We start from the raw sequence: 22,888 nt of genomic DNA, 5'->3' as shown, positions 1-22,888 counted from the left end.
GCCCGCCGGGGGACTGGCGGGCGCGGCCCGACGCAAGGAACTGATTTGATGGCCCATCTCCCCCAAGTCAAAATCCCCGCCACCTATATCCGTGGCGGCACCAGCAAGGGCGTGTTTTTCCGCTTGCAGGATCTGCCCGAAGCCTGCCAGGTTCCGGGCGCGGCGCGCGACCAGCTGTTCATGCGCGTGATTGGCAGCCCCGACCCTTATGCCGCGCACATCGACGGCATGGGCGGCGCCACTTCCAGCACCAGCAAGTGCGTGATTTTGTCCAAGTCCAGCGTGCCCGAGCACGATGTGGATTATCTGTATGGCCAGGTGTCGATCGACAAGCCCTTTGTTGACTGGTCGGGCAACTGCGGCAATTTGTCCACCGCCGCTGGCGCGTTTGCCATTCATGCCGGCCTGGTGGACCCGGCGCGCATCCCCGACAACGGCGTGGCCGTGGTGCGCATCTGGCAAGCCAATATCCAGAAAACCATCATCGCCCACGTGCCGGTGAGCAACGGCCAGGTGCAGGAAACCGGCGATTTCGAGCTGGACGGGGTGACCTTCCCGGCGGCGGAAATCGTGCTGGAGTTCATGGACCCGTCCGACGACGGCGAAGACGGCGGTTCGATGTTCCCCACCGGCAATCTGGTGGACGATCTGGAAGTCCCCGGCGTGGGCACCTTCAAGGCCACCATGATCACCGCCGGCATCCCGACGGTGTTCGTCAACGCCGCCGACATCGGCTACACCGGCACTGAACTGCGCGAGCAGATCAACAGCGACCCGGAAGCGCTCAAGCGCTTTGAGGCGATTCGCGTGGCCGGCGCGCTGCGCATGGGGCTGATCAAAACCCCGGAAGAAGCCGCCACCCGCCAGCACACGCCGAAGATTGCTTTTGTTGCCCCGCCGACCACTTACACGGCGTCCAGCGGCAAGACCATCGACGCAGGTGATGTCGATTTGCTGGTGCGCGCGCTGTCGATGGGCAAGCTGCACCACGCCATGATGGGCACCGCTGCGGTGGCCATCGGCACGGCGGCCGCCATCCCCGGCACCCTGGTCAACCTGGCTGCTGGCGGCGGCGAGCGCGAAGCCGTGCGCTTTGGCCACCCGTCCGGCACCTTGCGCGTGGGCGCCCAGGCCAAGCAGGTGGACGGCCAGTGGACGGTGACCAAGGCGATCATGAGCCGCAGCGCCCGCATCATTATGGAAGGTTGGGTGCGCGTGCCCGGCGGCACGTTCTGAGAGCGGCTCACAAAACCCTCCTGGCGTTGTTGCACGACCTTGCCGTACTACCTGTACTGTCTGCGGTCGTGCGCCTAGCCAGGACCGCTGCGCTGGGTTTTGTGAGCCACTCTAAGCGCCGCTTACTAATGCCCTCTTGGCGTTGTGGCGCTGAGTGTGGAGAGCAGCTCAAGATTTTACGCACTGCGCGGGGCTGACCGCAGGTCGTCAGCTCCGCCCAAACAGGGTTTCTTCGTGTCTGTTGTAAAACCCAGGTGATTGAGCCCGGCCTTGCGCCGGGCTTTTTTTTAATCGTTCAGCCTGAAGTCGCCGCCGGCCCCCCCTCGACGCAATACCACCACCATGCTGGCCAACAAATCGCACATCCAGGAGCGCTGTGCGGGGTTTTGCGATCAGCGCTTAACCAATCAGACATCTCAATGATGCGCCTTGCCAGATTTTGGCGAGGCAGCTGCACGCGCTTCCTTGAGAAATGCTGTGATCAACGCTTCTACCCGTGGCAGCAGGCGCATTTGCTCAGCCATGACCAATTCCATGCTCTTGCGCGTCAGGATCGGTGTCTTGGCCACCACGGCCTGTCCGGCCTCAGAGCGATAAAACGCCAGCATGCCGTCGATTTCCGTTTGGTTGAATGTGTCCTGATACAAACGGACGTATTCTGGTTCCATCTTGCTCCATCCGGACTCGTCCATCATGACAGTCACCAGTTTGGCCTGAAAGGCACGCATGCGCTCACTGTTGACGGCTACGGACATCGATGCCATTTGTTGTTCCAGTAGACGCAAAACCTGGGCTTGTGCCTGCACCATGGTATCGCGGTAGTTTTGTTCGGTCTGGGTGATGTGCAGCATCTCGCGCACGGATGGCTCGCTGGCTGGCGCCTCGTTGGCCCAGACGGGCAAAGTGTGGCTGACCAGCAACAGGCTGATGGCAAGCAGGGAGGTTTTCATGGTAGGGCTTTCTGGCCACAGATTCGGCCGGGGTTTTGAACATGTCCGTCAGGCCAGAACAAGCACTGACAGCGTGCCAACAGCATGTTACAGGCCTGCACCAGGCCGATTCAATGCTTGAAACTGCTTACGCCGGCCTGCAGGCTGGATGGCAGGTGCCATTCGCTGCTGCATTCGGCAAGCCGGGCAGGTAATCCTACGAATTGTCATAGCCATCCCCACTACCTATACTGCGCCCATGTTATTCTTTTGGCGTAAATTGCCGTGTGGCCAGCCTTATCGGCCCTAATGCAGCGCTGGCCATAAATCGTTTTTGCCTATCTATCCACGGAGCCATGTCATGCACCATCCTTATATGTGGTTTGTTCTGGCCGCGCTGACCCTGGTGGCAGAACTGATTTTGGGCACGTTTTACTTTCTGGTCATCGGCGTCAGCATGATGCTAGTTGGGCTGGGCGGAGTGTGGGGCTATCTGGATGCCAATATGCAAGGCGTGCTGGTGGTGGCGCTGTCCGGGCTGGGCTGTTGGCGGCTGTGGCGCTATCAGCAGATACAACGGCAGCGGCCGCTGGAGGCGCTGGAAGTCATCGGCCAGCCCGTGGTGGTGGAGCAATGGCTCAGCCCGCAGCAGGCGCGCGTGCAGTGGCGTGGCGCACACTGGGATGCCCGGCTGGCCAAAGGGCATGCCAGCCTGTTTGGCGAGGCGACTTATATCATCAGTGCGCAGGAAGGCAATCTGCTGTGGATAGAGCCGTTCACTGACATTGGTAGCCCCCCTGTCAAGCTGCACTGAGTGCGGCGAACAAAATCCCCTGGCGTTGTGGTGTGATCTTGTCGTGTTCGCTGTACTGTCTGCAGTGATACGCTTGGCCAGGGCCGCTTCGCTGTGTTTTGTGAGCAGCGCCACATCTTGCTCCTGCTGCCGGTCAAGGCCAACAGCGTAGGCTTTGACCGCGTGCAGCGGTTTTCCCCTTGGCAGTGCAAGAGTAGAATGCCGATTTTTCCGCTATCTTCGGCCGAGCCTTCCATGATCCGCACCCGTTTTGCTCCCAGTCCCACCGGTTTTCTGCATATTGGCGGTGTTCGTACCGCGCTGTTCTCCTGGGCCTACGCCCGCAAGCACGGTGGCACTTTTGTGCTGCGCATCGAAGATACCGACCTGGAGCGCTCCACTCCCGAATCGGTGCAGGCGATTCTGGACGGCATGCACTGGGTGGGCCTGGACTACGACGAAGGCCCGTTTTACCAAACCCAGCGCTTTGACCGCTACAAAGAGGTGATTCAGCAACTGCTGGCCAGCGGCCACGCCTATCTGTGCTATTGCAGCAAGGAAGAACTCGACGCCATGCGCGCCGAGCAGGAAGCCCGTGGCGAAAAACCGCGCTACGACCGCCGCTGGCGCCCAGAAGACGGCAAAACCCTGCCCACTCCGCCGGCTGACGTGCCGCCGGTGGTGCGCTTCAAAACCCCGCTGTCCGGCAGCGTGGCCTGGGACGATGCGGTCAAAGGCCGGATTGAATTCCAGAACGAAGAACTCGACGACCTGATCATCGCCCGCCCGGACGGCAGCCCCACCTATAACTTCTGCGTGGTGGTGGACGACTGGGACATGAACATCACCCACGTCATCCGTGGCGATGACCACGTCAACAACACCCCGCGCCAGATCAACATCCTGAAAGCGCTGGGCGCGCCGCTGCCAGTGTATGGCCATCTGCCGATGATTCTTAACGAAGACGGCCACAAGATGTCCAAGCGCCGCGACGCGGTCAGCGTGGTGGACTACGAAGGCAAGGGCATTCTGCCCGAGGCGCTGCTCAACTACCTGGCGCGGCTGGGCTGGGGGCATGGCGACGAAGAGTTTTTCAATATGGACCAGTTTGTCGAATGGTTCAGCCTGGAAGCGGTCAGCCCGTCGGCCAGCCGCTTCAATCAGGAAAAATTCCTCTGGCTGAACGCCCAGCATATCAAGGCCGCTGACAACGCCCGTCTGGCCGAGCTGATCACCCCACGGCTGACTGCGGCGGGCATCTCCACCGCGCAAGGCCCGGCGCTGGCCGAGGTGGTGGCGCTGGTCAAGGAGCGCGTGCAGGAGCTGAACGCGCTGGCGCGCGAGTGCGATTATTTCTATCAGCCGCGCCAGCCGCAGCAAGCCGAACTGGACAAGCACATCCTGCCGGACACCCGCGAGCGCATGGCGCGCTTTGCCGCCCAGCTGGCCGCGCTGCCGGAATGGAACACCGAAGCCATCCATGGGCTGTTCAAGCCGTTCTGCGCCGAAGAAGGCATCAAGATGGGCCAATTGGGCATGCCGCTGCGCGTACTGGTGTGCGGCACCACGCAAACGCCATCGGTGGACGCCGTGCTGGCCTTGATTGGTCGCGAACAGGTGCTGGCGCGCCTGGCTGGCTGATGCTAACTGGGCCGTCAGGCCAGTGACGATGTGACAAAGCGGCGGACAGTGTTCACTCTGTCCGCCGCTTTGTCATGGCGATGGCGCGATCTCGCTCAAGCAGCCGCCAGCATCTCGTCCAGCGCCTTCACCGCTGCCTGAATGCTGGCAAATACCTCGGCCGGCTTGGCGTCGCCGTACATATAGGCCGGTGCACTGATCATGCGGTGCTTGCTGTCCACGCAGGCCTGTTCAAGTGGAGTGACCACATGGGTCTGGCCCCAGGTGGCCAGCGCGGCGTTCATGGCCGGGCCTTCGCAATCGCCAAAAGTCAGCCGCACGCCGCTCAAGCCGGCGTCACGGGCGGCAATGCCCAGCACCAGCGGCGCAGCGCACAGCGCCAGCAGCGGCAGCTTGCGCGCCATGGCGTCAGTCACTGCCGAGTTGACATCGGCGTACAGCTGCGCCTTGTCGCCCTGGTCGATAAAGGTGGTCAGGTTTTTGGCGGCGCCAAAACCGCCGGGAAAGGCCAGCGCGCAATGCTCAGAAGCCTTGAAGGCGCTCAGCGGTTGAATGGCGCCGCGGGCAATACGCGCCGATTCGGTGAGGATATTGCGCGCGCCGTCGGCCGGTGCGCCCTTGAAGTGATCCACCACATGATATTGCTCGCGAACTGGCGCATAACAGCGGTAGCTGAAGCCGGCTTGCGACAGGGCAATCAGCAGGCCCACGGCTTCGGTGATTTCAGTGCCGTCATACACGCCGCAACCAGACAGCACCACGGCAACAGGCAGGGAAGGTTTCATTGGGCATCTCCAGATTCAGGGTGGCAACGGTGCGCGGCCCAGACACGGACGGGGCCGCAGTGAATGCGCCATTCTACCTGAAGCCATGGCCGGCGCGGGTCTGGCTCCGCAGCCAGTTATGCAGACGGCGTGGCCGATGGAGTAGTCGGTGCTTTACCCGCTGCCAGACTGGCCTGCAATTGGCGCAAGGCGGTCTTGACTGCTTCGGGGGTGAAATCCGGCGAGCTTGGATTCAGCAGGCTGTCCAGTGCGGCATTCAGCACCGCTGGCGAACTGCTGACGGCTTGCGCTCCCACATCCTGGCCCGCCAGTGTGGGGGTAGCACGCATGGCGGCATCAAAAGCACGCCGGGCTGCGGGCGACAAGGCATCCAGTACGCTGGCCGGGTTCAAGCCGATGCGGGTTTGTTTGCTGTGTAGCAATTCAGCAAATGGCTGGCTGGACACCGCTTGTGAAGGCAGCGCCGCCACACGGGCGGCGCTGGCGCGGTCTAGCGGGGTAACAGGCATGGCAGGCTCCTGATAAGGGGCAGACAATCACCTTACCATAGCGCGCAAAACCCACGACGGCAAGGGCGCGCTGTTGACCTGGGCCAGCGCGCTCAGGCGAATCCGTATGGCCATATTGAGGGTTTGCCCGACTCACTCAGAAAGGAAATACCATGTCATGTCTTCGTCTTGGCCAACTGGCCATCGGACTGGCCAGTGCCAGCGCACTGGCCCAAGGGGGCGGTCTGGATGCAGCCCGCTGCACATTCAATGGCAAGCCCCTGGCCGGCCGGGTGCAGGTGGTGAACAGTTTTCCCGATGTGCGCGTGCAAGTCGTGGCATCGTTTCCGGATATGCGCGTGCAGTGGGTCAATAGCTTTCCGGATCGCTGCGGGCGCTGGCAGCAGGTAGAAAGTTTTCCGGATGTGCGCATCCAGTATGTAGACAGCTTTCCCGATGTGCGCGTGCAGTTTGTCGACAGCTTCCCTGGTGCTCAGCCGCGCTGAGACATGCTTGTTGCCGTCTTTGCGCTGCGTTTTGTGAGCGGCGCGTTGAACACGCTTTTAGCCCTGCCGTCGCCACGGCCACAGCATCGGCTCGCGCCGCGCCAGCCACCACAAGGCCGGCAGATTGCACACCGCCACACAGAGAAACAGCAAGGCAATGCTATCCAGCCAGGCCAGCAGCACGGCGCTGAGTGCAGCGGCCGCCACCATGAACAGGCCGTTGACGATATTGTTGGCTGCAATTGCCTGCGCGCGAAAATCTTCCGGGCTGGCGGTTTGCAGCCAGGTGTACAGCGGCACCGTGAACAAGCCGCCAAAACCGCCCAGCAAGGCAAAATCCAGCAATTGTCGCCAAGCCGCCGGGCGCGCCAGATATGTCGCCAGCCCCATCAGCTCGCCGCTGTGCCGGGCATGACTGGCGGCATACAAATCCAGCCCGGCCACCGTCATGCCCAGCAAGCCCACGCCCACCCAACCCAGCCGTAGCTGAGTATGGGACAGCCGCGCGCACAGCATCGAACCCAGGCCAATTGCCACCGAAAACACCGCCAGAATCAAGGTATATACCTGTGGGTCGCCACCCAGATGCAGGCGGGTGAAGGTGGGCAGTTGAGTCAGGTATACCGCGCCGAGCAACCAGAACCAGGAAATCCCCAGCATGGCGGTCCACAAGGCCGGTGTGCGTCGTGCCTGGCACAGCAGGTCTGCGGTGTCGCGCCATAAATTCAGGTGTAGCGGCAAGTCTGGTGCGCTGGGCGGGGCGGGTGGAATTGTCCGGCTGCTGGCCCAGCCCAGCGCCGCCGCCAGCATCAGCAGCGCGATGGTCAGTGGCAGTGAATGCAGCGCCAGCATGCCACCGGCCATCTGGCCAAGCAGGATGGCAATAAAAGTGCCCATCTCGATCAGGCCATTGCCACCAATCAGCTCGTGCGGGCGCAGATGCTGCGGCAGCATGGCGTATTTGACCGGACCAAAAAAAGTGGAATGGGCGCCCATCAGGAACAGCGCCAGCAGCAGCACGCCCGCGTGTTGCTGGTAAAACCCCAGTGCCGCCAGCAACATGATGGCCAGCTCGCTAAGCTTCACCCAGCGCGCCACACGGGCCTTGTCGATTTTTTCCGCCAACCGGCCAGCGGTGGCCGAAAACAGGAAAAACGGCAGAATGAACAAGCCGGAAGCCAGATTGACAATCTGCTCGGCGGGCAAGCCGGCAAACGACAGCCCAGCGTAGCTCACCCACACCAGGAATGCGGTTTTCAGCAGATTGTCATTGAAAGCGCCCAGAAACTGGGTAGAGAACAGCGGCAGAAAACGCCGGCTGGCAAAAAAAGCAAATGTACTGGACATGAAAAACTCTCTGGCGCGGCGCACCGCAGAGCACGGTGCTCAGGGCGGCGGCTGTTTGTTTTCTGGTTTGGTTGAATCATCGTCCATCAGGATGCGATGTCCGGGGCCTTCCAGATCGTCGAACTGGCCTGAGCGGGTAGCCCACCAGAACAGCCCGCCAATCACAAAGGCGAGCAGAATCGAAAACGGAATCAGCAAATACAGACTTTCCACGGCCACACCTTGTGCGCAAGTTTGCGGTGAGCGGCGATTGTACACCGTTGCCGCCCATGCCTCACGCTCCGCCTGCCGCCACCGACTTGACCCCTATGGCCGTCATCACATCCCGCAGCAACGAGGCCATGCCCTGCAAGGTCAGTCGTCAGGACACAGACACCACATCGGTAAACATATTTACTCTTGTTCAGAACAACACGGTGATGGGGCAACCCCGGCAGACCGAATCCAGTACCCGCTTGCGCATGACACACACTGTTGCACTTTGTTACCGCTGGCGGTGCGCCATCGCGCTATGCTGCGACATTGCCGCCAGAATCCCATGGAACCCTCGATATGCCCCTCCGCAGCCTCATCCAGCTATCCCATCCGGGTATCCGGCCATGAGATCAGGCGTGCTGCTGGAACTGGAGCTGGTGCTACTGGTGGTGTGTTCGCTGGTGGCGCCCGCCGGGGCTTATGCTTTTCTGTATGGTCGCTGGTCGATTTCGCGACGGACCGTGCTGGGCTTTGCCATGCTGCTGATGGTATTGGCCGGGGTGGACGTGGCGCTGCTGCAATCGCTGACCGAAAAAGCCCGGCGCACGCCAGACCTGCCTGGCATGCAGTTGTTTACCGATCAGCTGGCCCTGGTGTTGTATGTGCTGCCGGCAGCCCTGGCCGGCTTGGGGGTGAATCTGCTTTCGCATGTGCTGATCAGCCATCTGGGGCAGGCCGAACGGCGGTTTGACCATCAGCACAGCCATGCCACCAGCACGCCTCATCTGCAGCACTGGCAGACGGGACTTGTCATGCTGGCGATTGGCGCTATTTTTTTGCTGGATCTTTACAGTGGCAACGATATCCGGCTGCACGCGCTGTATCTGTTTCCACTGGCCTGGGTGGCCCGACATCGCCAAGGCTGGTTGCTCACTACGCTGACCTTGCTGACGGTCAGTGCCTTGCAGATCGTGACTTTTTCGCTGGCCGCCGCCGGCATAGCCAGCTTTATCACCGATGCGCTGGTGTCGCTGTTGGCTTCGTGCCTGGTGGTGGTATTGGCCCGGCAATCTGGCCAACGCCAGCAGGAACGTCAGTTTGCGCCACGGCAGGCGCGGGATATCCGTTGAGCGCTGTGCGGATTCCGTCGCGCTGGCACCAATAATGCGCTGGCGAAAGGCACGGGTCAGCTGTGCCGATTGGCCAGGCGTCAGGCCGGCAGCCAAAGTGATTTGGCGACGTATGAACGGCGTGCCAGCCGGGTCTGTGCAGGCGGCCAAAGCGCACAGCCATATAATGGATGATATTGCACTTTATGGAAAAATAAGTGCCATGTGTTGCACTTAATCGCCTGTAAAAACAACAGCCGCCGACCAAAGGCCGGCGGCTGTGCATGCAAGCGCGCAGTGGCTCACTCCGCCTTGTCGGCGGCCTCAATACGCTCGGCCACCGGGGCCAGATCCACCGACTCGGCGGCGCTTTCCTCGTGCAGATTCATGATGACATCGGTCAGTTTGCGCCGTGCCGGGATGTGATGGTCAAAGCGCCAATCGGCAATCAGCTCCATGGCCAGATCGAAATTGCGCATGTCCAGCGCGTTCAGTTGCGACAACTGAAAAGGCACACCGGTTTCCAGGCTGCGCGCCAGATCCACCAACACGGCCACATCGCCCTCGGCGGCGCCGGATTCGATCAATTTGCGGATTTTTTTTGCTGCATTCATGTCACGTTCCTGGTGAGTGTCGAACCTGTCGTGATGATACGGGGGGTTTGCACTGCACAATATTAAGCTTGTGTTGCCATTATATGACATGCCGGCCGCTTTGCCCGGCACTTTGTGCGCCGTATCCGGGCCGGCGCCCGGGGGCCAGATCAGCATATGCAGCCACCTGGCGAACCTCACCCGGACCCTGAGCCCGGGCAAAAGTTCCTTGGCCGTCCGTCACCAGGCCATGTCAGTGGCAGGTGTCGTTTCCCCATGCTGTCCTTGTCTATACAATATCGCTTTTTTCATCCTCGGCGCGCGCCGATGCTGGAGCAGAACCGCATGTCTGAAGAACAATTCACCAATATCTCGATGGCCGTGCTGCTTACCGGTCTGATCCTGTTCATGGGCTTCATCATCTGGGATCTGGGCAAAAAGTCCAACGCCGGCCGCTTTGGCATGTTCGTGCTGTTTCTGGCGCTGGGTTTTGGCGTCACCGGCTTTGTGTTCAAAGAGCTGCTGGTCAGCTACATCATCGCCAAATAAGCGCAGCCGGGTTTACCCGCCTCAGGAAATGTTATGCCATCATTTGATATTGTTTCGGAAGTCGATGTCGTCGAAATCAAGAACGCCGTCGAGCAGTGCAACAAAGAAGTCAGCAACCGCTTTGACTTCAAGGGCTCGGACGCCCGCGTCGAGCAGGGCGACAAGGTGCTGACCGTGTTTGCCGACGATGATTTCAAGCTGGAGCAGGTGATTGACGTGCTCAAGACCAAGCTCAGCAAGCGCAATGTGGACATCCGCTGCCTGGATTACGCCAAAGTCGAAAAAGTCAGCGGCAACAAGGTCAAGCAGGCCATCACCGTCAAAGTGGGCGTGGACACCGAACTGGCCAAGAAGCTGGTACGTCTGATCAAGGACAGCAAGCTGAAGGTGCAGGCGTCGATCCAGGGCGACGCCGTGCGCGTGTCCGGCGCCAAGCGCGATCTGCTGCAAGAGTGCATCGCCATGGTGCGCAAGGAAGTCACGGATTTCCCGCTGCAATACAATAACTTCCGCGATTGATTCTCCCGGCGCGCCGCCGGGTTCTGGAGGGTGCGATGCGCTCGATGATTCGCCATGTCTTGCTGGCCAGCGCTGCGCTGACGCTGCTGGCCGGCTGCGCCCAGTTGTCGGTGCAGACCGACTACAACCCGGCCCGACCGCTGCCGCCGCTGCGCACCTATCAACTGGGCGAGGTGCGCGTTTACGACGCCCAGGGCCGGCTGGACGCCGACAACACCTTGCAAAAAGACCGCATCGGCCGTGTGCTGGCCACGGCATTTGCCGAGCGCGGTGTCAGCCCCTTGTCGCGTCAGGCCGATGTGCAGGTGAATGTGGAAGTCGAACAGCGCGAAGTCAGCCAGATCATCGACCCACGCCCGCGCGTCAGCGTGGGCATTGGCCGGGGCATCTATCCGGGCTGGGGTTTGGGCTGGCAAGTGCCGATGCAGCGCGACTATCAGGAAGGCCGCTTGCGGGTGGACCTGCTCAAGGATGGTGCACTGCTGTGGCGCGGCGAAACCCGCGCCACGCTCAACAGCAATGGTCAGTGGGACGAGGCCGGCATGCTGGATGGCATGCGTCAGGTGATCAAGGCGCTGCCGCCGCCAGCACCCTAAGTGTGGCTAAACAAAACTCAGCGAAGCGATCCTGGCTAGGCGCGCGACCGCAGACAGTACGGGTAGTACGGCAAGGTCGGGCAACAACGCCAGGAGGGTTTTGTTAGCCGCTCTAAGTGTGGCTGCCTGGCGGCCCCTGTTTGCTACGCGGCTCACCAAACGCCACGCAATCGGCGCGGCTGACAATGAGCCCGTCAGACGGGATCATCAGAAGGTGGGCGGCGAGCTGGCGCTGACCACTTCGCAAATTTCATCGCCGACATTGCGAAAGCGGTGCGGCTGCTGGCTGTCAAAATAGTAAGCGTCGCCAGGGCCCAGCACCCGTGATTCTGTGCCTACGGTGAGCTCTACATGGCCACGGATGACCACGCCGCCTTCCTGGCCGTCGTGTTGCAGCATGTCCGGCCCGGTGTCGGCGTTAATCTCATAGCGCTCGCGCAGGATGGCGATGTCGCGCCGCTCGTGCCCCACGCCCACCAGCCGCAGCTCGATGCCGTTATTGCCCAGGTCGGGCAGCTCATCATGGCGGTAAAACACCTGCTGTGCGGCCGTCTCGGCGTCGAAGGTGAAGAAGTCGGCCAGCGACATGGGCAGACCTTCCAGCACTTTCTTCAGCGAGCTGATCGACGGGCTGACCCGGTTCTGTTCAATCAGGGAAATGGTGCCATTGGTGACGCCGGCCCGTTTGGCCAGCTCACGCTGCGACAGCCCGAACTTGTCCCTCACCATGCGCAAACGCGCGCCCACATCCATGCCTGATCCTTCCTGATATGCAAGACGGCCTGCGCCGCTTGCGGTCACCACTGTTCACAATTCTAGACGACCTGCCCATTCATGCTACGACAATGGCACGAATGCTGCATGGCAAAACCGGTGTTTCTTGGCATGCCAGCCCGTTTGCAGCCAGAATTTACAAACAATCTGGCGGTATTGTAGATTTTTTTAAACAAACCATGCGATTTGCCTCACTCACGCCCATGGCCTGAGCCGGCGGCGCGGCCGCCTATGGTAATCGCTATGGCCGCAGAACTTAAGAACTTGTTAACGATGGCATCAGTCCTGACAGATATTTCGGACAGCTCACAAAACTCAGCGCAGCGCGCCTGGCCAGGCGCGCGACCGCAGACCGTGCTGACAGCACGGCAAGATCGGGCAACAACGCCAGGAGGGTTGGGTAAGCTGTTCTTCTTCCGGATGGGTGCAAGGAGCGCGCCATGTACGCCGTAGTGGGAATTCCCTGTGACATCAAGCCGGTAGGCAAGCATCCGTTTCATGCGGCTGGCGTGAAATACGTCGCCGCCGTGGCCGGCGGCGCCCGCTGTTTGCCGCTGCTGCTGCCGGCGCTGGGCGGGCAGCTGCCGCTGGCGGCGGCGCTGGATCAGTTTGACGGCGTGTTGCTGACCGGCAGCTTGTCCAATGTCGAGCCGCAGCACTACGCTGGCGCAGCCAGCCGCCCCGGCACGCTGCACGACCCGGCGCGCGACGCCACCACGCTGCCGCTGATTGGCGAAGTGATCGCGCGCGGCATGCCCTTGCTGGGCATTTGCCGGGGTTTTCAAGAGATCAACGTCGCCTTGGGCGGCACGCTGCATCAGCATGTGCAGGAACAAGCCGGCCTGGCCGACCACCGGGATTTATCCGGCGACGCGCCGCTGGAGGTCAGCTACGGGCTGGCGCACCCGGTGCGGCTGCGCCCCGGCAGCCTGCTGGCCCAGGCGCTGGGCGTGGACGAGATTCAGGTGAACTCACTGCATCAGCAAGGCGTGGCCACCCTGGCCCCCGGCCTGCGCGCCGAGGCGCACGCGCCGGATGGGCTGATCGAAGCCTTCAGCCTGCCCGATGCGCCGGGCTGGCTGCACGCGGTGCAATGGCACCCGGAATGGCAGTATGCACACAACCCGGCTTCGCTGGCGCTGTTTACCGCGTTTGGCGAAGCCTGTCGGCAATACCGGCAGGCCCGCACCGGCCAGCCGGCGTTGCCCACCCCGCAAGGAGAAGCCCGATGAGCAGCTATATGATCGAATGGATGCGCGAACACCGCATCACCGAAGTGGAATGCATTGTCCCCGATATGACCGGCGTGGCGCGCGGCAAGATTGTGCCCAAGGACAAGTTCATCAGCGAACCAGAAATGCGGCTGCCAGAAGCCGTGCTGATTCAAACTGTGACTGGCGATTACCCGGACGACAGCGTGCTGGACCCGGTGGACGCCGACATGATTCTGCAACCGGATCAAAACACCATCCGCTTTGTGCCCTGGGCACTGGATCCGACCGCGCAGATCATCTTTGACTGCTACAAATCCGATGGACAAATGTCGGAAGCCGCGCCGCGCGCCGTGCTGCGCCGGGTGCTGGATTTATACGCCCAGCGCGGCTGGTCGCCGGTGATTGCCCCGGAAATGGAGTTTTACCTGATTGCCACCAACCCGGACCCGGACATCCCGGTGACGCCGCCAGTGGGGCGCACCGGTCGCGCCGAGTTTGGCCGCCGCTCCTACGCCATTGATGCAGTGAACGAATTTGACCCGCTGTTCGAGGACATCTACGACTACTGCCACGCGCAAAACCTGGAAGTGGACACGCTGATTCACGAAATCGGCACCGCGCAGATGGAAATCAACTTCTTGCACGGCAACCCGCTGGACCTGGCCGACCAGGTGTTTTTGTTCAAGCGCACGGTGCGCGAGGCGGCGTTCCGCCATGGCATGTACGCGACTTTCATGGCCAAGCCGATGGAAGGCGAGCCGGGCAGCGCCATGCATATGCACCAGAGCGTGATCGACACCGCCAGCGGGCGCAATGTGTTCTCCAACGAAGACGGCAGCCCGTCGCCGGCGTTTTATCACTTCATCGGCGGCTTGCAGCGCTATCTGCCGAAAACCATGCCGTTTTTTGCTCCGTATGTGAACTCTTACCGCCGGCTGACCCCGTACACCGCGGCGCCGACCAATGTGCAATGGGGCTTTGACAACCGCACGGTGGGGCTGCGCGTGCCGCACTCCAGCCCGGCGGCGCGCCGGGTGGAAAACCGCGTGCCGGGAGTGGACGTCAATCCCTATATCGCCATGGCCGCCTCGCTGGCCTGCGGCTATCTGGGCATGGTCAACCAGATCGACTGCGCCGAACCGGTGCAGATCAACGCCTATTCGCTGCCTTACGAGCTGCCGCGCGGCACCGAAGATGCCCTGGAGCAACTCAAGGCCTGCCCGGAAATCGCCGAGATTCTTGGCCCGCGCTTTGTCGAGCTGTACATCGCCATGAAAGAAAAAGAATTCTCCGAGTATTTCCGCGTGATCAGCCCGTGGGAACGTAAATTCCTGCTGCTGCATGTGTAAACTGCACGCCATTCATCTCATCCTCTCCCAGACTATTCCGTTGGCCATGCCATGGGCGCATGGCCAACGCCACCAGGAGCCGCATCATGAACACCCCCCGCACCACGCAAGCGTGGCAGGCGCTTGACGCCGCCCATCATCTGCATCCGTTCTCTGACGCCCATTCGCTCAATCAATTGGGCAGCCGGGTGGTGGTGCGCGGCGAAGGCGTGCGCATCTGGGATTCGGAAGGCCAATGCATCATCGACGGCATGGCCGGGCTGTGGTGCGTCAACCTCGGCTATGGCCGCAAGGAGCTGGCCGAGGCGGCCTACCAGCAAATGCTGGAGCTGCCGTTTTACAATACGTTTTTCAAGACCACTCACCCGCCGGTGATCGAGCTGTCCGCCCTGCTGGCCGAGCTGACCCCGCCGCAGTTCAACCATGTGTTTTTGACCAATTCCGGCTCGGAGTCCAACGACACCGTGATCCGCATGGCGCGGCATTTTTGGGCGGCGCAAGGCCAGCCGCAGAAAAAAACCCTGATCAGCCGCATCAACGCCTATCACGGCTCCACCATTGGCGGCGCCTCGCTGGGCGGCATGAGCTATATGCACGCGCAGGGCGATTTGCCGATTCCCGGCATTGTGCATATCGAGCAGCCGTATTGGTATGTGAATGGCGGCGAGCTCAGCCCGGAAGAATACGGCCTGAAAGCCGCCCGCGCGCTGGAAGCCAAAATCCTCGAGCTGGGCGCGGAAAACGTCGCTGCCTTTATTGGCGAGCCGATTCAGGGCGCTGGCGGGGTGATTATCCCGCCGTCCACCTATTGGCCAGAAATCCAGCGCATCTGCCGCGAGCACGATATTTTGCTGATCAGCGACGAAGTGATTTGTGGCTTTGGCCGCACCGGGCGCTGGTTTGGCTGCGAGTATTTTGGCTTTGCGCCGGATCTGATGCCGATTGCCAAGGGCTTGTCGTCGGGTTATCAGCCGATTGGCGGGGTGATGGTCGGCGACCGGGTGGCCCAGGTGTTGATGAATTCGGGCGATTTCAACCACGGCATGACCTACTCTGGCCACCCGGTGGCAGCAGCAGTGGCGGCGGCCAACCTGAAAATCCTGCGCGACGAAGGCATTGTCGACCGGGTGCGCGACGACACCGGCCCTTATTTGCAAAAAAAATGGCAAGACGCATTTGCTGACCACCCACATCTGGACGATGTGCGCGGCGTGGGCTTTTTAGCAGCGTTTACCTGGGTCAAGGACAAATCACGGCGCGAGCTGTTCGCCAACCCCGGGGAAATCGGCACAATCTGCCGCGACATCTTTTTCAAGAACAACCTGATCATGCGCGCCGTGGGCGACAGCATGGTCAGCGCGCCGCCGCTGGTAATGACCCGGACAGAAATTGATGAGATGATTGCACTGGCTGTGCGTTGTGTGGGCCAGACCATGGATGCTCTTGCCGCCCGGGGTCTGGTGTAAACACCGCTTCCCCCGCAGCAGGCCAGGGGCTTCTACGGGGGAGGATGCTCTCCGGTGCCAGGCCACTCATGTGACCCGGCCGGTGTTTATCCGGTCTGCATGGCTTGTGCGCTTGCCATCCAATAAGGATAAAAGTTTTCGCGCGCGGCGGGCGGGTTTGATAGAATCGACCCGCTTTCTGTTTGTCGTGGCTGCTCTTAACCTGGAGCGGGCACGGACGATAGATAACAAAAACCCAGGGATCTCGGTACATGTTTGTAATCATCGGCTACATCATCGTTTTTTCCAGCGTTATCGGCGGCTTCCTTCTGGCCGGCGGTCACGTGGCTGCACTTATCCAGCCAGCGGAATTCATCATCATCGTGGGTGCAGCGGTGGGTGCCTTCATCACTGCCCACGGCGGCGCGCCGATGAAGGCCATCTTTGCCGCCGTCCCCGGTGCGTTCAAGGCCTCGCGCTACAACAAGGCGCTGTACATGGAGCTGTTTGCCCTGCTGTACGAGCTGCTGTCCAAGGTGCGTAAAGAAGGCCTGATGTCGATCGAAGCCGATGTTGACGACCCGCAGAACAGTCCGATTTTTTCCAAGTACCCGATTGTGGTTGCCGACCATGTGGTGATCGAATTCTTGTGTGACTACCTGCGCCTGATGGTGGGGGGTAACCTGAATCCGTTCGAAATCGAAAACCTGATGGACATCGAAATCGAAACCCACCATAGCGAAGGCGCCATGCCGGTGAACGCGCTGGCACGCATGGCCGACTCGCTGCCCGCCTACGGTATTGTGGCGGCGGTGATGGGGGTGGTGCACACCATGGAATCGGTGGGTGTCTCGCCGGCCGAGCTCGGCCGGTTGATTGCCGCCGCCCTGGTGGGTACCTTCCTGGGTATCTTGATCTCGTATGGTTTTGTCAGCCCGCTGTCCACCCGTCTGGAACACCGCCTGAACGATGTGCACCGTGTGTTGCAATGCGTGAAAGTGACCCTGCTGGCCAGCTTGAACGGCTACGCCCCGCCGGTGGCAGTGGAGTTCGGCCGCAAGGCGCTCAACAGCGAAGATCGTCCGGGCTTCCTGGAGCTGGAAGAACATCTCAAGAAAGCTCGCAGCGGCGGTCGTTGATCGCGGTTGAGACAAGGCAGGAATCATGGCAGACGAATCTCAACGCCCCATTATTGTCAAGCGCGTCAAGAAGGGCCATGGCGACCACCATGGCGGCGCCTGGAAGATTGCCTACGCCGACTTTGTGACGGCCATGATGGCATTCTTCCTGCTCCTGTGGCTGCTGTCCTCGGTGTCGCAGGGCGCGCTCAACGGCATTGCCGAGTACTTTCGCACCCCGTTGAAAATCGCGCTGATGGGTGGCAGCCGCTCGGGAGATACCTCGAGCCCGATCAAGGGCGGCGGGCAGGATCTCACTCGCACGGACGGCCAGCTGCGCAGATCGCACGAAATCTTTGATGAAAAGAGCCGCGAGAAAGAAAAAAATCGCGAGCGCGACAAGCAGGCGCTGTCCAACCTGCAAAAACGCATCAAAGAGGCCATCGAAAACAACAAGATTCTTCAGCAGTACAAGAATCAACTGTTGCTGGAAATGACGCCGGAAGGCCTGCGCGTACAGATTGTGGACGAAAAAAACCGGCCGATGTTCGACTCGGGTAGCGCGCAATTGCTGCCGCATACCCGCGAGCTGCTGCATGAACTGGGCAAGCAACTGAACGAAGTACCCAACCGGCTGACCATCTCCGGCCACACCGATGCCTCGCAGTACGCCGCCGGGGATCGCGGCATGGGTAACTGGGAGCTGTCGTCCGAACGTGCCAATGCCGCCCGTCGTGAACTGGTCGGTGGCGGCATGCAGGATAACAAGTTGTTGCGGGTGATCGGCCAGGGTTCGGCTACCCCGCTGGACAAGGCCAACCCGCTCAATCCGGTTAACCGCCGTATTTCGATCGTGGTGCTGAACAAAGAATCCGAAGCGGCTGTCCTGCGGGAAAGCGAGCCGGGTGAAACGGTCTACGCCCCGCCGGGCCTGGCCAACCGGATGACGCCGCCGGCCCCGGCCACTGCAGCCACTGCGGCTACCCCGCCGCCAGGCTCGCCTGCTCAATGATGCGACTCCACCTGCGCCAGCTGGCTATCTTTCTGATGGCGCTGGCGCTGGCCATTGTGGCCGGCCTGCTGGGCGCCCCGTGGCCGCTGGTGTGGATGCAGCCGCCGCTGGCGATGCTGCTGGCCATGCTGTGGCGCACACCACGCTGGTGGTGGCTGTTGCATCTGCTGTTGTTGCCCGCTGTCTTTTTGGCGATGCAGGCTGATCTGCCTCCTTGGCTGTATCTGCTGGCTGCATTGCTGCTGTTTGCCATCAGCCGCAACGCGCTGACCGAGCGGGTGCCGCTGTTCCTGACGTCACAGGCCGCGCTGGATGCCCTGGCCGCCCGCCTGCCCCCCGCTGCCCGACTGATCGATCTGGGCTGCGGTACCGGCCGCCTGCTGGAAGGCCTGTCGCGCCGCCGGCCCGACCTGATCCTGCACGGGGTGGAAAGTGCCTGGCTGCCCTGGCTGTGGGCACGGCTGCGCTTGGCCCGCCGGCCCAATGTCAGCGTGACGCTGGGTGACATCTGGCAGGCCTCACTGGCTGGCTATGGGGTGATTTACACCTATCTTTCCCCGGAACCGATGGCCAAAATCTGGCATAAAGTGAAACAAGAGGCTGACTCCAATGCTTGGCTGGTCAGCAACTCTTTTGCGGTGCCCGGTGTCCAACCGGACGAGTCGATTGCGATTGACGACGCTACCGCCTCAACCCTGTACATTTGGCGTTTGACGACATGACTACCTGGCTTGATACCCTGACTCAGCACCGTCTGCCGGTGCTGGAGGCAACCTGCAAACGCGTGGATGCTTTTCGCCGCATTCCCAGCGACCAGTTCAACCTGGCTGACCTGTCCAATGTGGTGCTGGCCGACCCGCTGATGGCGTTTCAGGTCTTGCGCAGCACCGCGCGCATCGAACGCACGCGCACCTTCAGCGAATCGCTGAATATTGAGCACGCGCTGATGATTCTGGGCGCCAATGCGTTTTTTGAAGAATTCAACAAATTCGACGCGCTGGAATCCATGTTCTCCCTGTCGCAAACCGGGGTGGATCAGATCATCAGCCTGATGTCGCGCTCGCGCGTGGCGGCGCTGCTGATCAAGGATTGGCTGTCGCTGATGGAAGAACACCGCGTGGAAGACTGCTTTGTGGCCGCACTGATGCACAATGTGCCGGCATGCGCCTTCCGTGCTGAAACCGGCGTGGACAAATCCTTTGCCGATCTGGATGTGCTGGCGCGGCAGGCAGGCTTTCTGGATTACAAACAGATGATCGAGCGCTTTATCGAAAGCCAGCGTCTGTCCGATCTGCTGCTTGACCTGCTGACCACGCCGCCCGGTTTTGACCGCCGCCGCCTGCTGCTGAAAAGCGCCATCGAAGTGGCCAATATGCTGGAACAAGGCTGGTGGCGCATTGAGCTGGTGGAAAAAATCGTCGGCGTGGCCCACCTGCTGGCGCGTCCGTTTGAAACCATCTGGCACGACATGCTGCAACTGGTGCTCAATGTGGCGCGCAACCCGCATGTGCCGGGCTATGGCCTCCTGGCCCGCCAACTGGCGGCCATGCCTGAGCCGGAACAGCCGCTCAGCCAGAGTTTTCTGAACCTCAGCATCCAGTGGGATCCGGCCAGCAGCAGCGAGCCGCCGGCTGAATTCGACCAGGCATTGAACTGGGTGGTCAGCTTCCTGGCCAAGGACATGGCGCAAGAGCGGGTGATCTTTTTCCGCCACAACAGCCCACACTGGCAGCTGTCTGCCACCCAGTATGTTGGCCTGAACGACGACGACACCTTGATTGCCCGCCCGCTGCCGCTGGCCCAGCACCCGTTCTTTGCCAGCCTGGGGCAAAAGGCGCAAGCCTTCCGCTGCCAGCCCGGCCAGTTGGACCGGCTGCGCGCCACCTTTGCCGATGATTTCTTTGCCCGCATTGGCGACCATGGTTTTGCCGCCATGTCGGTGGTGCGCGATGGGCGCTTGCTGGGCGTGTTTTATTTTGACAACTGCTCGTCTGGCAAACCGGTGGACGATCTGGTTTATCAGCAATTCAAGGCCGCCGTGTCGCGGCTGTGTGCCTGACCCTGCTTGATTTGATGGCGATTTCCGCCCGGCTGGCGCCTGCTGGCCGGGCGAACTGTTTTCTGGGACTGCCCAATGTATCTGAACCCGATTCTGTCTACCCAAAACGAACACATCAAGGCCCTGGCGCGGCTGGTCGCCAAACCGGCTGAGCGACGCGCGCGCGGCCAGTTATTGCTGGAAGGCATCCATCTGCTGGACGCCGCGCTGAATCACGGCCTGGCGGTGGACGAAGTACTGGTGCAAAGCCGCGCGCTGGCCCACCCGGAAGTGTCGGCGCTGCTGGCGCGCCTGCCAGCCAGCTGTCGCGGCCACGAAGTCAGCGAGGCGGTGATGGCCAAGCTCAGCAGCCTGAATACCCCGCCCGAGCTGGTTGCCGTCATCCCCACCCCGGCCGCCGCCGCGCCCGATGCCGACGACAGCCTGTTGCTGCTGGACGCGGTGCAAGACCCCGGCAACCTGGGGGCCATTCTGCGCACCGCTGCCGCCGCTGGCGTGCGCCAGGTGTGGCTGTCGCCGCAGTGCGCCGATCCGTGGTCGGCCAAGGTGCTGCGTGCCGGCATGGGCGCGCACTTTGCCGTGGCGCTGCACACCGATGCCGAGCTCACCCGCGTGCTGGCCGAATTCAACGGCCCGGCCATTGTCACCAGCCTGGACGCCACGCAATCGCTGTATGCGCTGGATTTGCGCCAACCGTGCGCCTTTGTGTTTGGCAACGAAGGCGCCGGCGTGTCGGCGCCAGTGCTGGCCCGCGCCAGCCACCCGGTGCGCATCCCGATGCCGGGTGTGGCGGAATCCCTTAACGTAGCGGCGGCGGTGGCGGTGTGTTTGTTTGAGCAAGTGCGCCAGCGGCTGCCTGACTGAGTCGGTTCTTTCTTTACCCTCCTGTATTTCGGTTCTCATGTCTTTTCCTGCTTCCTGGCGCGCGCCGGCGCTGTTGTTGGCGCTCTGGCTGATCTGGGGTTACAACTGGGTGGTGTCCAAAACCGGTCTGCACTGGATGGGCGCGCTGGAGTTTGCCGTGGGCCGCACCGTGCTGGCCACCCTCACCTTGGGCCTGATTCTGCTGGGTAGCCGCCGCGCGTTGGCCCCGCCGCCTTGGCGCGCCACGCTGTGGCTGGGGTTAACGCAAACCACTGGTTTTACCGGCCTCACCCATCTGGCGCTGGTGGCTGGCGGCGCAGGCAAGGTGTCGGTGCTGGCCTACACTATGCCGTTCTGGACCTTGCCGCTGGCCTGGCTATGGCTGGGCGAGCGCGTGCGCGGCGGCCAGTGGCTGGCCATCGGCCTGGCGCTGCTGGGCCTGCTGGCCATTCTGGAGCCCTGGCGCGCCAGCCACACCGCCGGCCTGCCCGAGGTGCTGGCGCTGGCTGGCGGTGTCAGCTGGGCGGCCAGCGCCATCATCGCCAAGCAATTGCGCGCCAGCCATCAGGTGGACGTGCTGGCGCTGACCTTCTGGCAAATGCTGTACGGTCTGCCACCGCTGCTGGCGCTGGCCTGGCTGTGGCCGGGTGCGCCCACCGCCTGGGCCGAACCGGGCTTATGGCTGACGCTGGGCTTTGCCGGGGTGTTTGCCGGCGGCATTGGCTGGCTGATGTGGTTGATGCTGCTGGGCCGCCTGTCAGCCGGAGCCGCCGGGCTGAATGTGCTGATCATCCCGGCCATCGCCGTGCTGGCTGCCTGGCTCCAACTGGGCGAGCAGCCGTCCTCGGCCGAATGTATTGGCATGGCGCTGATTGCCCTGGCGCTGACTTTGCTTGCCCTGCGTAAGAGTCGCTAACAAAACCCAGCGCAGCGGTCCTGGCTAGGCGTGCGGCCGCAGACAGTACAAGCAGTACGGCAAGGCCGCGCAACGACGCCAGGAGGGTTTTGTGAGCGGCTCTAAATATGAAAACCACCCCATGAGGAGATTCACCCGATGTCCGCGCAAGACCAGACCCGCTTTTTATCGATGACCGTGCTGATGACGCCGGACATGGCCAATTTTTCTGGCAATGTGCACGGCGGCGCCATCCTGAAACTGCTCGACCAAGTGGCCTACGCCTGCGCCAGCCGCTACGCCGGCCAGTATGTGGTGACCCTGTCGGTGGATCAGGTGACGTTTAAACAACCCATCCACGTCGGCGAACTGGTGACCTTTCTGGCGGCGGTGAATCACGTCGGCCGCACCTCGATGGAAATCGGCATCAAGGTGGTGGCGGAAAACATCCACTCGCGCGTCAGCCGGCACACCAATAGCTGTTATTTCAGCATGGTGGCGGTGGACGAACAGGGCAAACCGGTGGAAGTGCCGCGCTTTGAGCCGGCCAACGAAGAAGAACGCGCGCGCTTTACCAAGGCCGAGCGCCGCAAGGCATTGCGCCGGGCGCTGGCGGAAGAGAATTTGCATTGAACGGGCTGACGGCGGCAGGCATCACGCCAGATCATTAGGCATGGTGATCTGGCACAAATTTGGCACAAGATGTGCCAAAAAATAAAACGGGTCGCATGCGGTAACATGCTAACCCGTTGAATGTACTGCAAAAAACTGGTGCCGGCGAAAGGAGTCGAACCCTCGACCTTCTGATTACAAGTCAGCTGCTCTACCAACTGAGCTACGCCGGCGAAGAGGGCGAATTATGCCCCAGACGC

General features: G+C 61.6%; 26 protein-coding genes and 1 tRNA gene. 19 read left to right on the top strand and 8 right to left on the bottom strand.

The annotated features are described in order from the left end of the window. Positions 1-48: 48 nt before the first annotated feature. Positions 49-1,236 (top strand): 2-methylaconitate cis-trans isomerase PrpF, encoded by a 1,188-nt coding sequence (gene prpF / locus DFR34_RS01905; RefSeq protein ID WP_110389434.1) that lies wholly within the window; start codon positions 49-51, stop codon positions 1,234-1,236. Positions 1,237-1,652: 416 nt separating this feature from the next. On the opposite strand, the gene DFR34_RS01900 is transcribed toward prpF, so the two are convergent. Then, entirely contained in the window at positions 1,653-2,186 is a 534-nt protein-coding gene (locus DFR34_RS01900) for a DUF2059 domain-containing protein (RefSeq protein ID WP_110389433.1), read from the bottom strand. A 340-nt stretch (positions 2,187-2,526) separates the two neighbouring features. Between DFR34_RS01900 and DFR34_RS01895 the strand changes: the two genes are divergently transcribed. After that, positions 2,527-2,979 carry an NfeD family protein gene (locus DFR34_RS01895; protein ID WP_110389432.1) on the top strand — a complete coding sequence of 151 codons (453 nt, stop codon included), beginning with the start codon at positions 2,527-2,529 and terminating at the stop codon, positions 2,977-2,979. Between the two features lie 234 nt (positions 2,980-3,213). Further along, complete coding sequence (gene gltX, locus DFR34_RS01890; RefSeq protein WP_110389489.1) at positions 3,214-4,599, top strand: glutamate--tRNA ligase; 1,386 nt, start codon at positions 3,214-3,216, stop codon at positions 4,597-4,599. Between the two features lie 95 nt (positions 4,600-4,694). Here the strand turns inward: gltX and elbB are convergent, their stop codons facing one another. Both elbB and DFR34_RS01880 read right to left on the bottom strand, forming a co-directional pair. After that, positions 4,695-5,384 (bottom strand): isoprenoid biosynthesis glyoxalase ElbB, encoded by a 690-nt coding sequence (gene elbB, locus DFR34_RS01885; RefSeq protein ID WP_110389431.1) that lies wholly within the window; start codon positions 5,382-5,384, stop codon positions 4,695-4,697. 116 nt (positions 5,385-5,500) lie between these two features. Further along, positions 5,501-5,893: a hypothetical protein gene (locus tag DFR34_RS01880; protein ID WP_110389430.1), complete on the bottom strand. Its 393-nt coding sequence runs from the start codon at positions 5,891-5,893 to the stop codon at positions 5,501-5,503. Between the two features lie 152 nt (positions 5,894-6,045). Here DFR34_RS01880 and DFR34_RS01875 point away from each other — a divergent pair, with 152 nt between their 5' ends. Then, the gene (locus DFR34_RS01875; RefSeq protein ID WP_110389429.1) at positions 6,046-6,378 is read left to right on the top strand and encodes a 7(1) septoil knot domain-containing protein; all 333 of its coding nucleotides are present in this window, start codon (positions 6,046-6,048) and stop codon (positions 6,376-6,378) included. Positions 6,379-6,435: 57 nt separating this feature from the next. On the opposite strand, the gene DFR34_RS01870 is transcribed toward DFR34_RS01875, so the two are convergent. Both DFR34_RS01870 and ccoS read right to left on the bottom strand, forming a co-directional pair. Further along, on the bottom strand, positions 6,436-7,725 hold the full coding sequence (locus tag DFR34_RS01870) for an MFS transporter (RefSeq protein WP_110389428.1): 1,290 nt from the start codon (positions 7,723-7,725) through the stop codon (positions 6,436-6,438). A 39-nt stretch (positions 7,726-7,764) separates the two neighbouring features. Beyond that, on the bottom strand, positions 7,765-7,938 hold the full coding sequence (gene ccoS, locus DFR34_RS01865; protein WP_110389488.1) for a cbb3-type cytochrome oxidase assembly protein CcoS: 174 nt from the start codon (positions 7,936-7,938) through the stop codon (positions 7,765-7,767). 398 nt (positions 7,939-8,336) lie between these two features. Between ccoS and DFR34_RS17300 the strand changes: the two genes are divergently transcribed. Then, the gene (locus DFR34_RS17300; RefSeq protein WP_211309255.1) at positions 8,337-9,050 is read left to right on the top strand and encodes a hypothetical protein; all 714 of its coding nucleotides are present in this window, start codon (positions 8,337-8,339) and stop codon (positions 9,048-9,050) included. Between the two features lie 281 nt (positions 9,051-9,331). On the opposite strand, the gene DFR34_RS01855 is transcribed toward DFR34_RS17300, so the two are convergent. Further along, positions 9,332-9,643 carry a hypothetical protein gene (locus tag DFR34_RS01855; RefSeq protein WP_110389427.1) on the bottom strand — a complete coding sequence of 104 codons (312 nt, stop codon included), beginning with the start codon at positions 9,641-9,643 and terminating at the stop codon, positions 9,332-9,334. A 324-nt stretch (positions 9,644-9,967) separates the two neighbouring features. Between DFR34_RS01855 and DFR34_RS01850 the strand changes: the two genes are divergently transcribed. Genes DFR34_RS01850 through DFR34_RS01840 form a run of 3 tightly spaced genes read left to right on the top strand, consistent with a single transcriptional unit; the run spans position 9,968 to position 11,286 of the window. Beyond that, positions 9,968-10,171, top strand: a complete 204-nt coding sequence (locus tag DFR34_RS01850; RefSeq protein ID WP_110389487.1) for a DUF2788 domain-containing protein — start codon at positions 9,968-9,970, stop codon at positions 10,169-10,171. A 33-nt stretch (positions 10,172-10,204) separates the two neighbouring features. Beyond that, positions 10,205-10,690: a YajQ family cyclic di-GMP-binding protein gene (locus DFR34_RS01845; protein ID WP_110389426.1), complete on the top strand. Its 486-nt coding sequence runs from the start codon at positions 10,205-10,207 to the stop codon at positions 10,688-10,690. 35 nt (positions 10,691-10,725) lie between these two features. Further along, entirely contained in the window at positions 10,726-11,286 is a 561-nt protein-coding gene (locus DFR34_RS01840) for a DUF4136 domain-containing protein (protein WP_110389425.1), read from the top strand. A gap of 207 nt (positions 11,287-11,493) precedes the next feature. Here DFR34_RS01840 and DFR34_RS01835 read toward each other — a convergent pair whose 3' ends face one another. Beyond that, complete coding sequence (locus DFR34_RS01835; RefSeq protein ID WP_110389424.1) at positions 11,494-12,039, bottom strand: cupin domain-containing protein; 546 nt, start codon at positions 12,037-12,039, stop codon at positions 11,494-11,496. A gap of 17 nt (positions 12,040-12,056) precedes the next feature. Between DFR34_RS01835 and DFR34_RS16710 the strand changes: the two genes are divergently transcribed. From DFR34_RS16710 to DFR34_RS01785, 11 genes are all read left to right on the top strand, one after another. Beyond that, positions 12,057-12,272 carry a hypothetical protein gene (locus DFR34_RS16710; protein WP_146215030.1) on the top strand — a complete coding sequence of 72 codons (216 nt, stop codon included), beginning with the start codon at positions 12,057-12,059 and terminating at the stop codon, positions 12,270-12,272. Positions 12,273-12,500: 228 nt separating this feature from the next. Next, complete coding sequence (locus tag DFR34_RS01830; RefSeq protein ID WP_110389423.1) at positions 12,501-13,292, top strand: gamma-glutamyl-gamma-aminobutyrate hydrolase family protein; 792 nt, start codon at positions 12,501-12,503, stop codon at positions 13,290-13,292. Beyond that, positions 13,289-14,623 (top strand): glutamine synthetase family protein, encoded by a 1,335-nt coding sequence (locus DFR34_RS01825; RefSeq protein ID WP_110389422.1) that lies wholly within the window; start codon positions 13,289-13,291, stop codon positions 14,621-14,623. Before DFR34_RS01830 ends, DFR34_RS01825 begins: the two co-directional genes overlap by 4 nt. An 86-nt stretch (positions 14,624-14,709) precedes the next feature. Beyond that, positions 14,710-16,089 carry an aspartate aminotransferase family protein gene (locus tag DFR34_RS01820; RefSeq protein ID WP_110389486.1) on the top strand — a complete coding sequence of 460 codons (1,380 nt, stop codon included), beginning with the start codon at positions 14,710-14,712 and terminating at the stop codon, positions 16,087-16,089. 251 nt (positions 16,090-16,340) lie between these two features. Further along, positions 16,341-17,207, top strand: a complete 867-nt coding sequence (gene motA, locus DFR34_RS01815; RefSeq protein WP_110389421.1) for a flagellar motor stator protein MotA — start codon at positions 16,341-16,343, stop codon at positions 17,205-17,207. Between the two features lie 25 nt (positions 17,208-17,232). Further along, positions 17,233-18,198, top strand: a complete 966-nt coding sequence (gene motB, locus DFR34_RS01810; RefSeq protein ID WP_110389420.1) for a flagellar motor protein MotB — start codon at positions 17,233-17,235, stop codon at positions 18,196-18,198. Beyond that, positions 18,195-18,920 (top strand): class I SAM-dependent methyltransferase, encoded by a 726-nt coding sequence (locus DFR34_RS01805; RefSeq protein WP_110389419.1) that lies wholly within the window; start codon positions 18,195-18,197, stop codon positions 18,918-18,920. Before motB ends, DFR34_RS01805 begins: the two co-directional genes overlap by 4 nt. Beyond that, complete coding sequence (locus tag DFR34_RS01800) at positions 18,917-20,257, top strand: HDOD domain-containing protein (RefSeq protein ID WP_110389418.1); 1,341 nt, start codon at positions 18,917-18,919, stop codon at positions 20,255-20,257. The genes DFR34_RS01805 and DFR34_RS01800 overlap by 4 nt, the downstream gene beginning before the upstream one ends. 75 nt (positions 20,258-20,332) lie before the next feature. After that, the gene (locus tag DFR34_RS01795; RefSeq protein WP_110389417.1) at positions 20,333-21,121 is read left to right on the top strand and encodes a TrmH family RNA methyltransferase; all 789 of its coding nucleotides are present in this window, start codon (positions 20,333-20,335) and stop codon (positions 21,119-21,121) included. A gap of 37 nt (positions 21,122-21,158) precedes the next feature. Beyond that, on the top strand, positions 21,159-22,037 hold the full coding sequence (locus DFR34_RS01790; RefSeq protein ID WP_110389416.1) for a DMT family transporter: 879 nt from the start codon (positions 21,159-21,161) through the stop codon (positions 22,035-22,037). Positions 22,038-22,175: 138 nt separating this feature from the next. Continuing rightward, positions 22,176-22,649, top strand: coding sequence for an acyl-CoA thioesterase (locus DFR34_RS01785; RefSeq protein WP_110389415.1), 474 nt, complete (start codon positions 22,176-22,178; stop codon positions 22,647-22,649). Positions 22,650-22,785: 136 nt separating this feature from the next. On the opposite strand, the gene DFR34_RS01780 is transcribed toward DFR34_RS01785, so the two are convergent. Further along, positions 22,786-22,861, bottom strand: a tRNA-Thr gene (locus DFR34_RS01780). Between the last annotated feature and the right edge of the window lie 27 nt (positions 22,862-22,888).

This window comes from Rivihabitans pingtungensis (assembly GCF_003201855.1).
GTDB lineage: Bacteria > Pseudomonadota > Gammaproteobacteria > Burkholderiales > Aquaspirillaceae > Rivihabitans > Rivihabitans pingtungensis.
The sequence above is the reverse complement of the archived record's forward strand: the minus strand, read 5'-3'. Positions and strand labels throughout refer to the sequence as shown.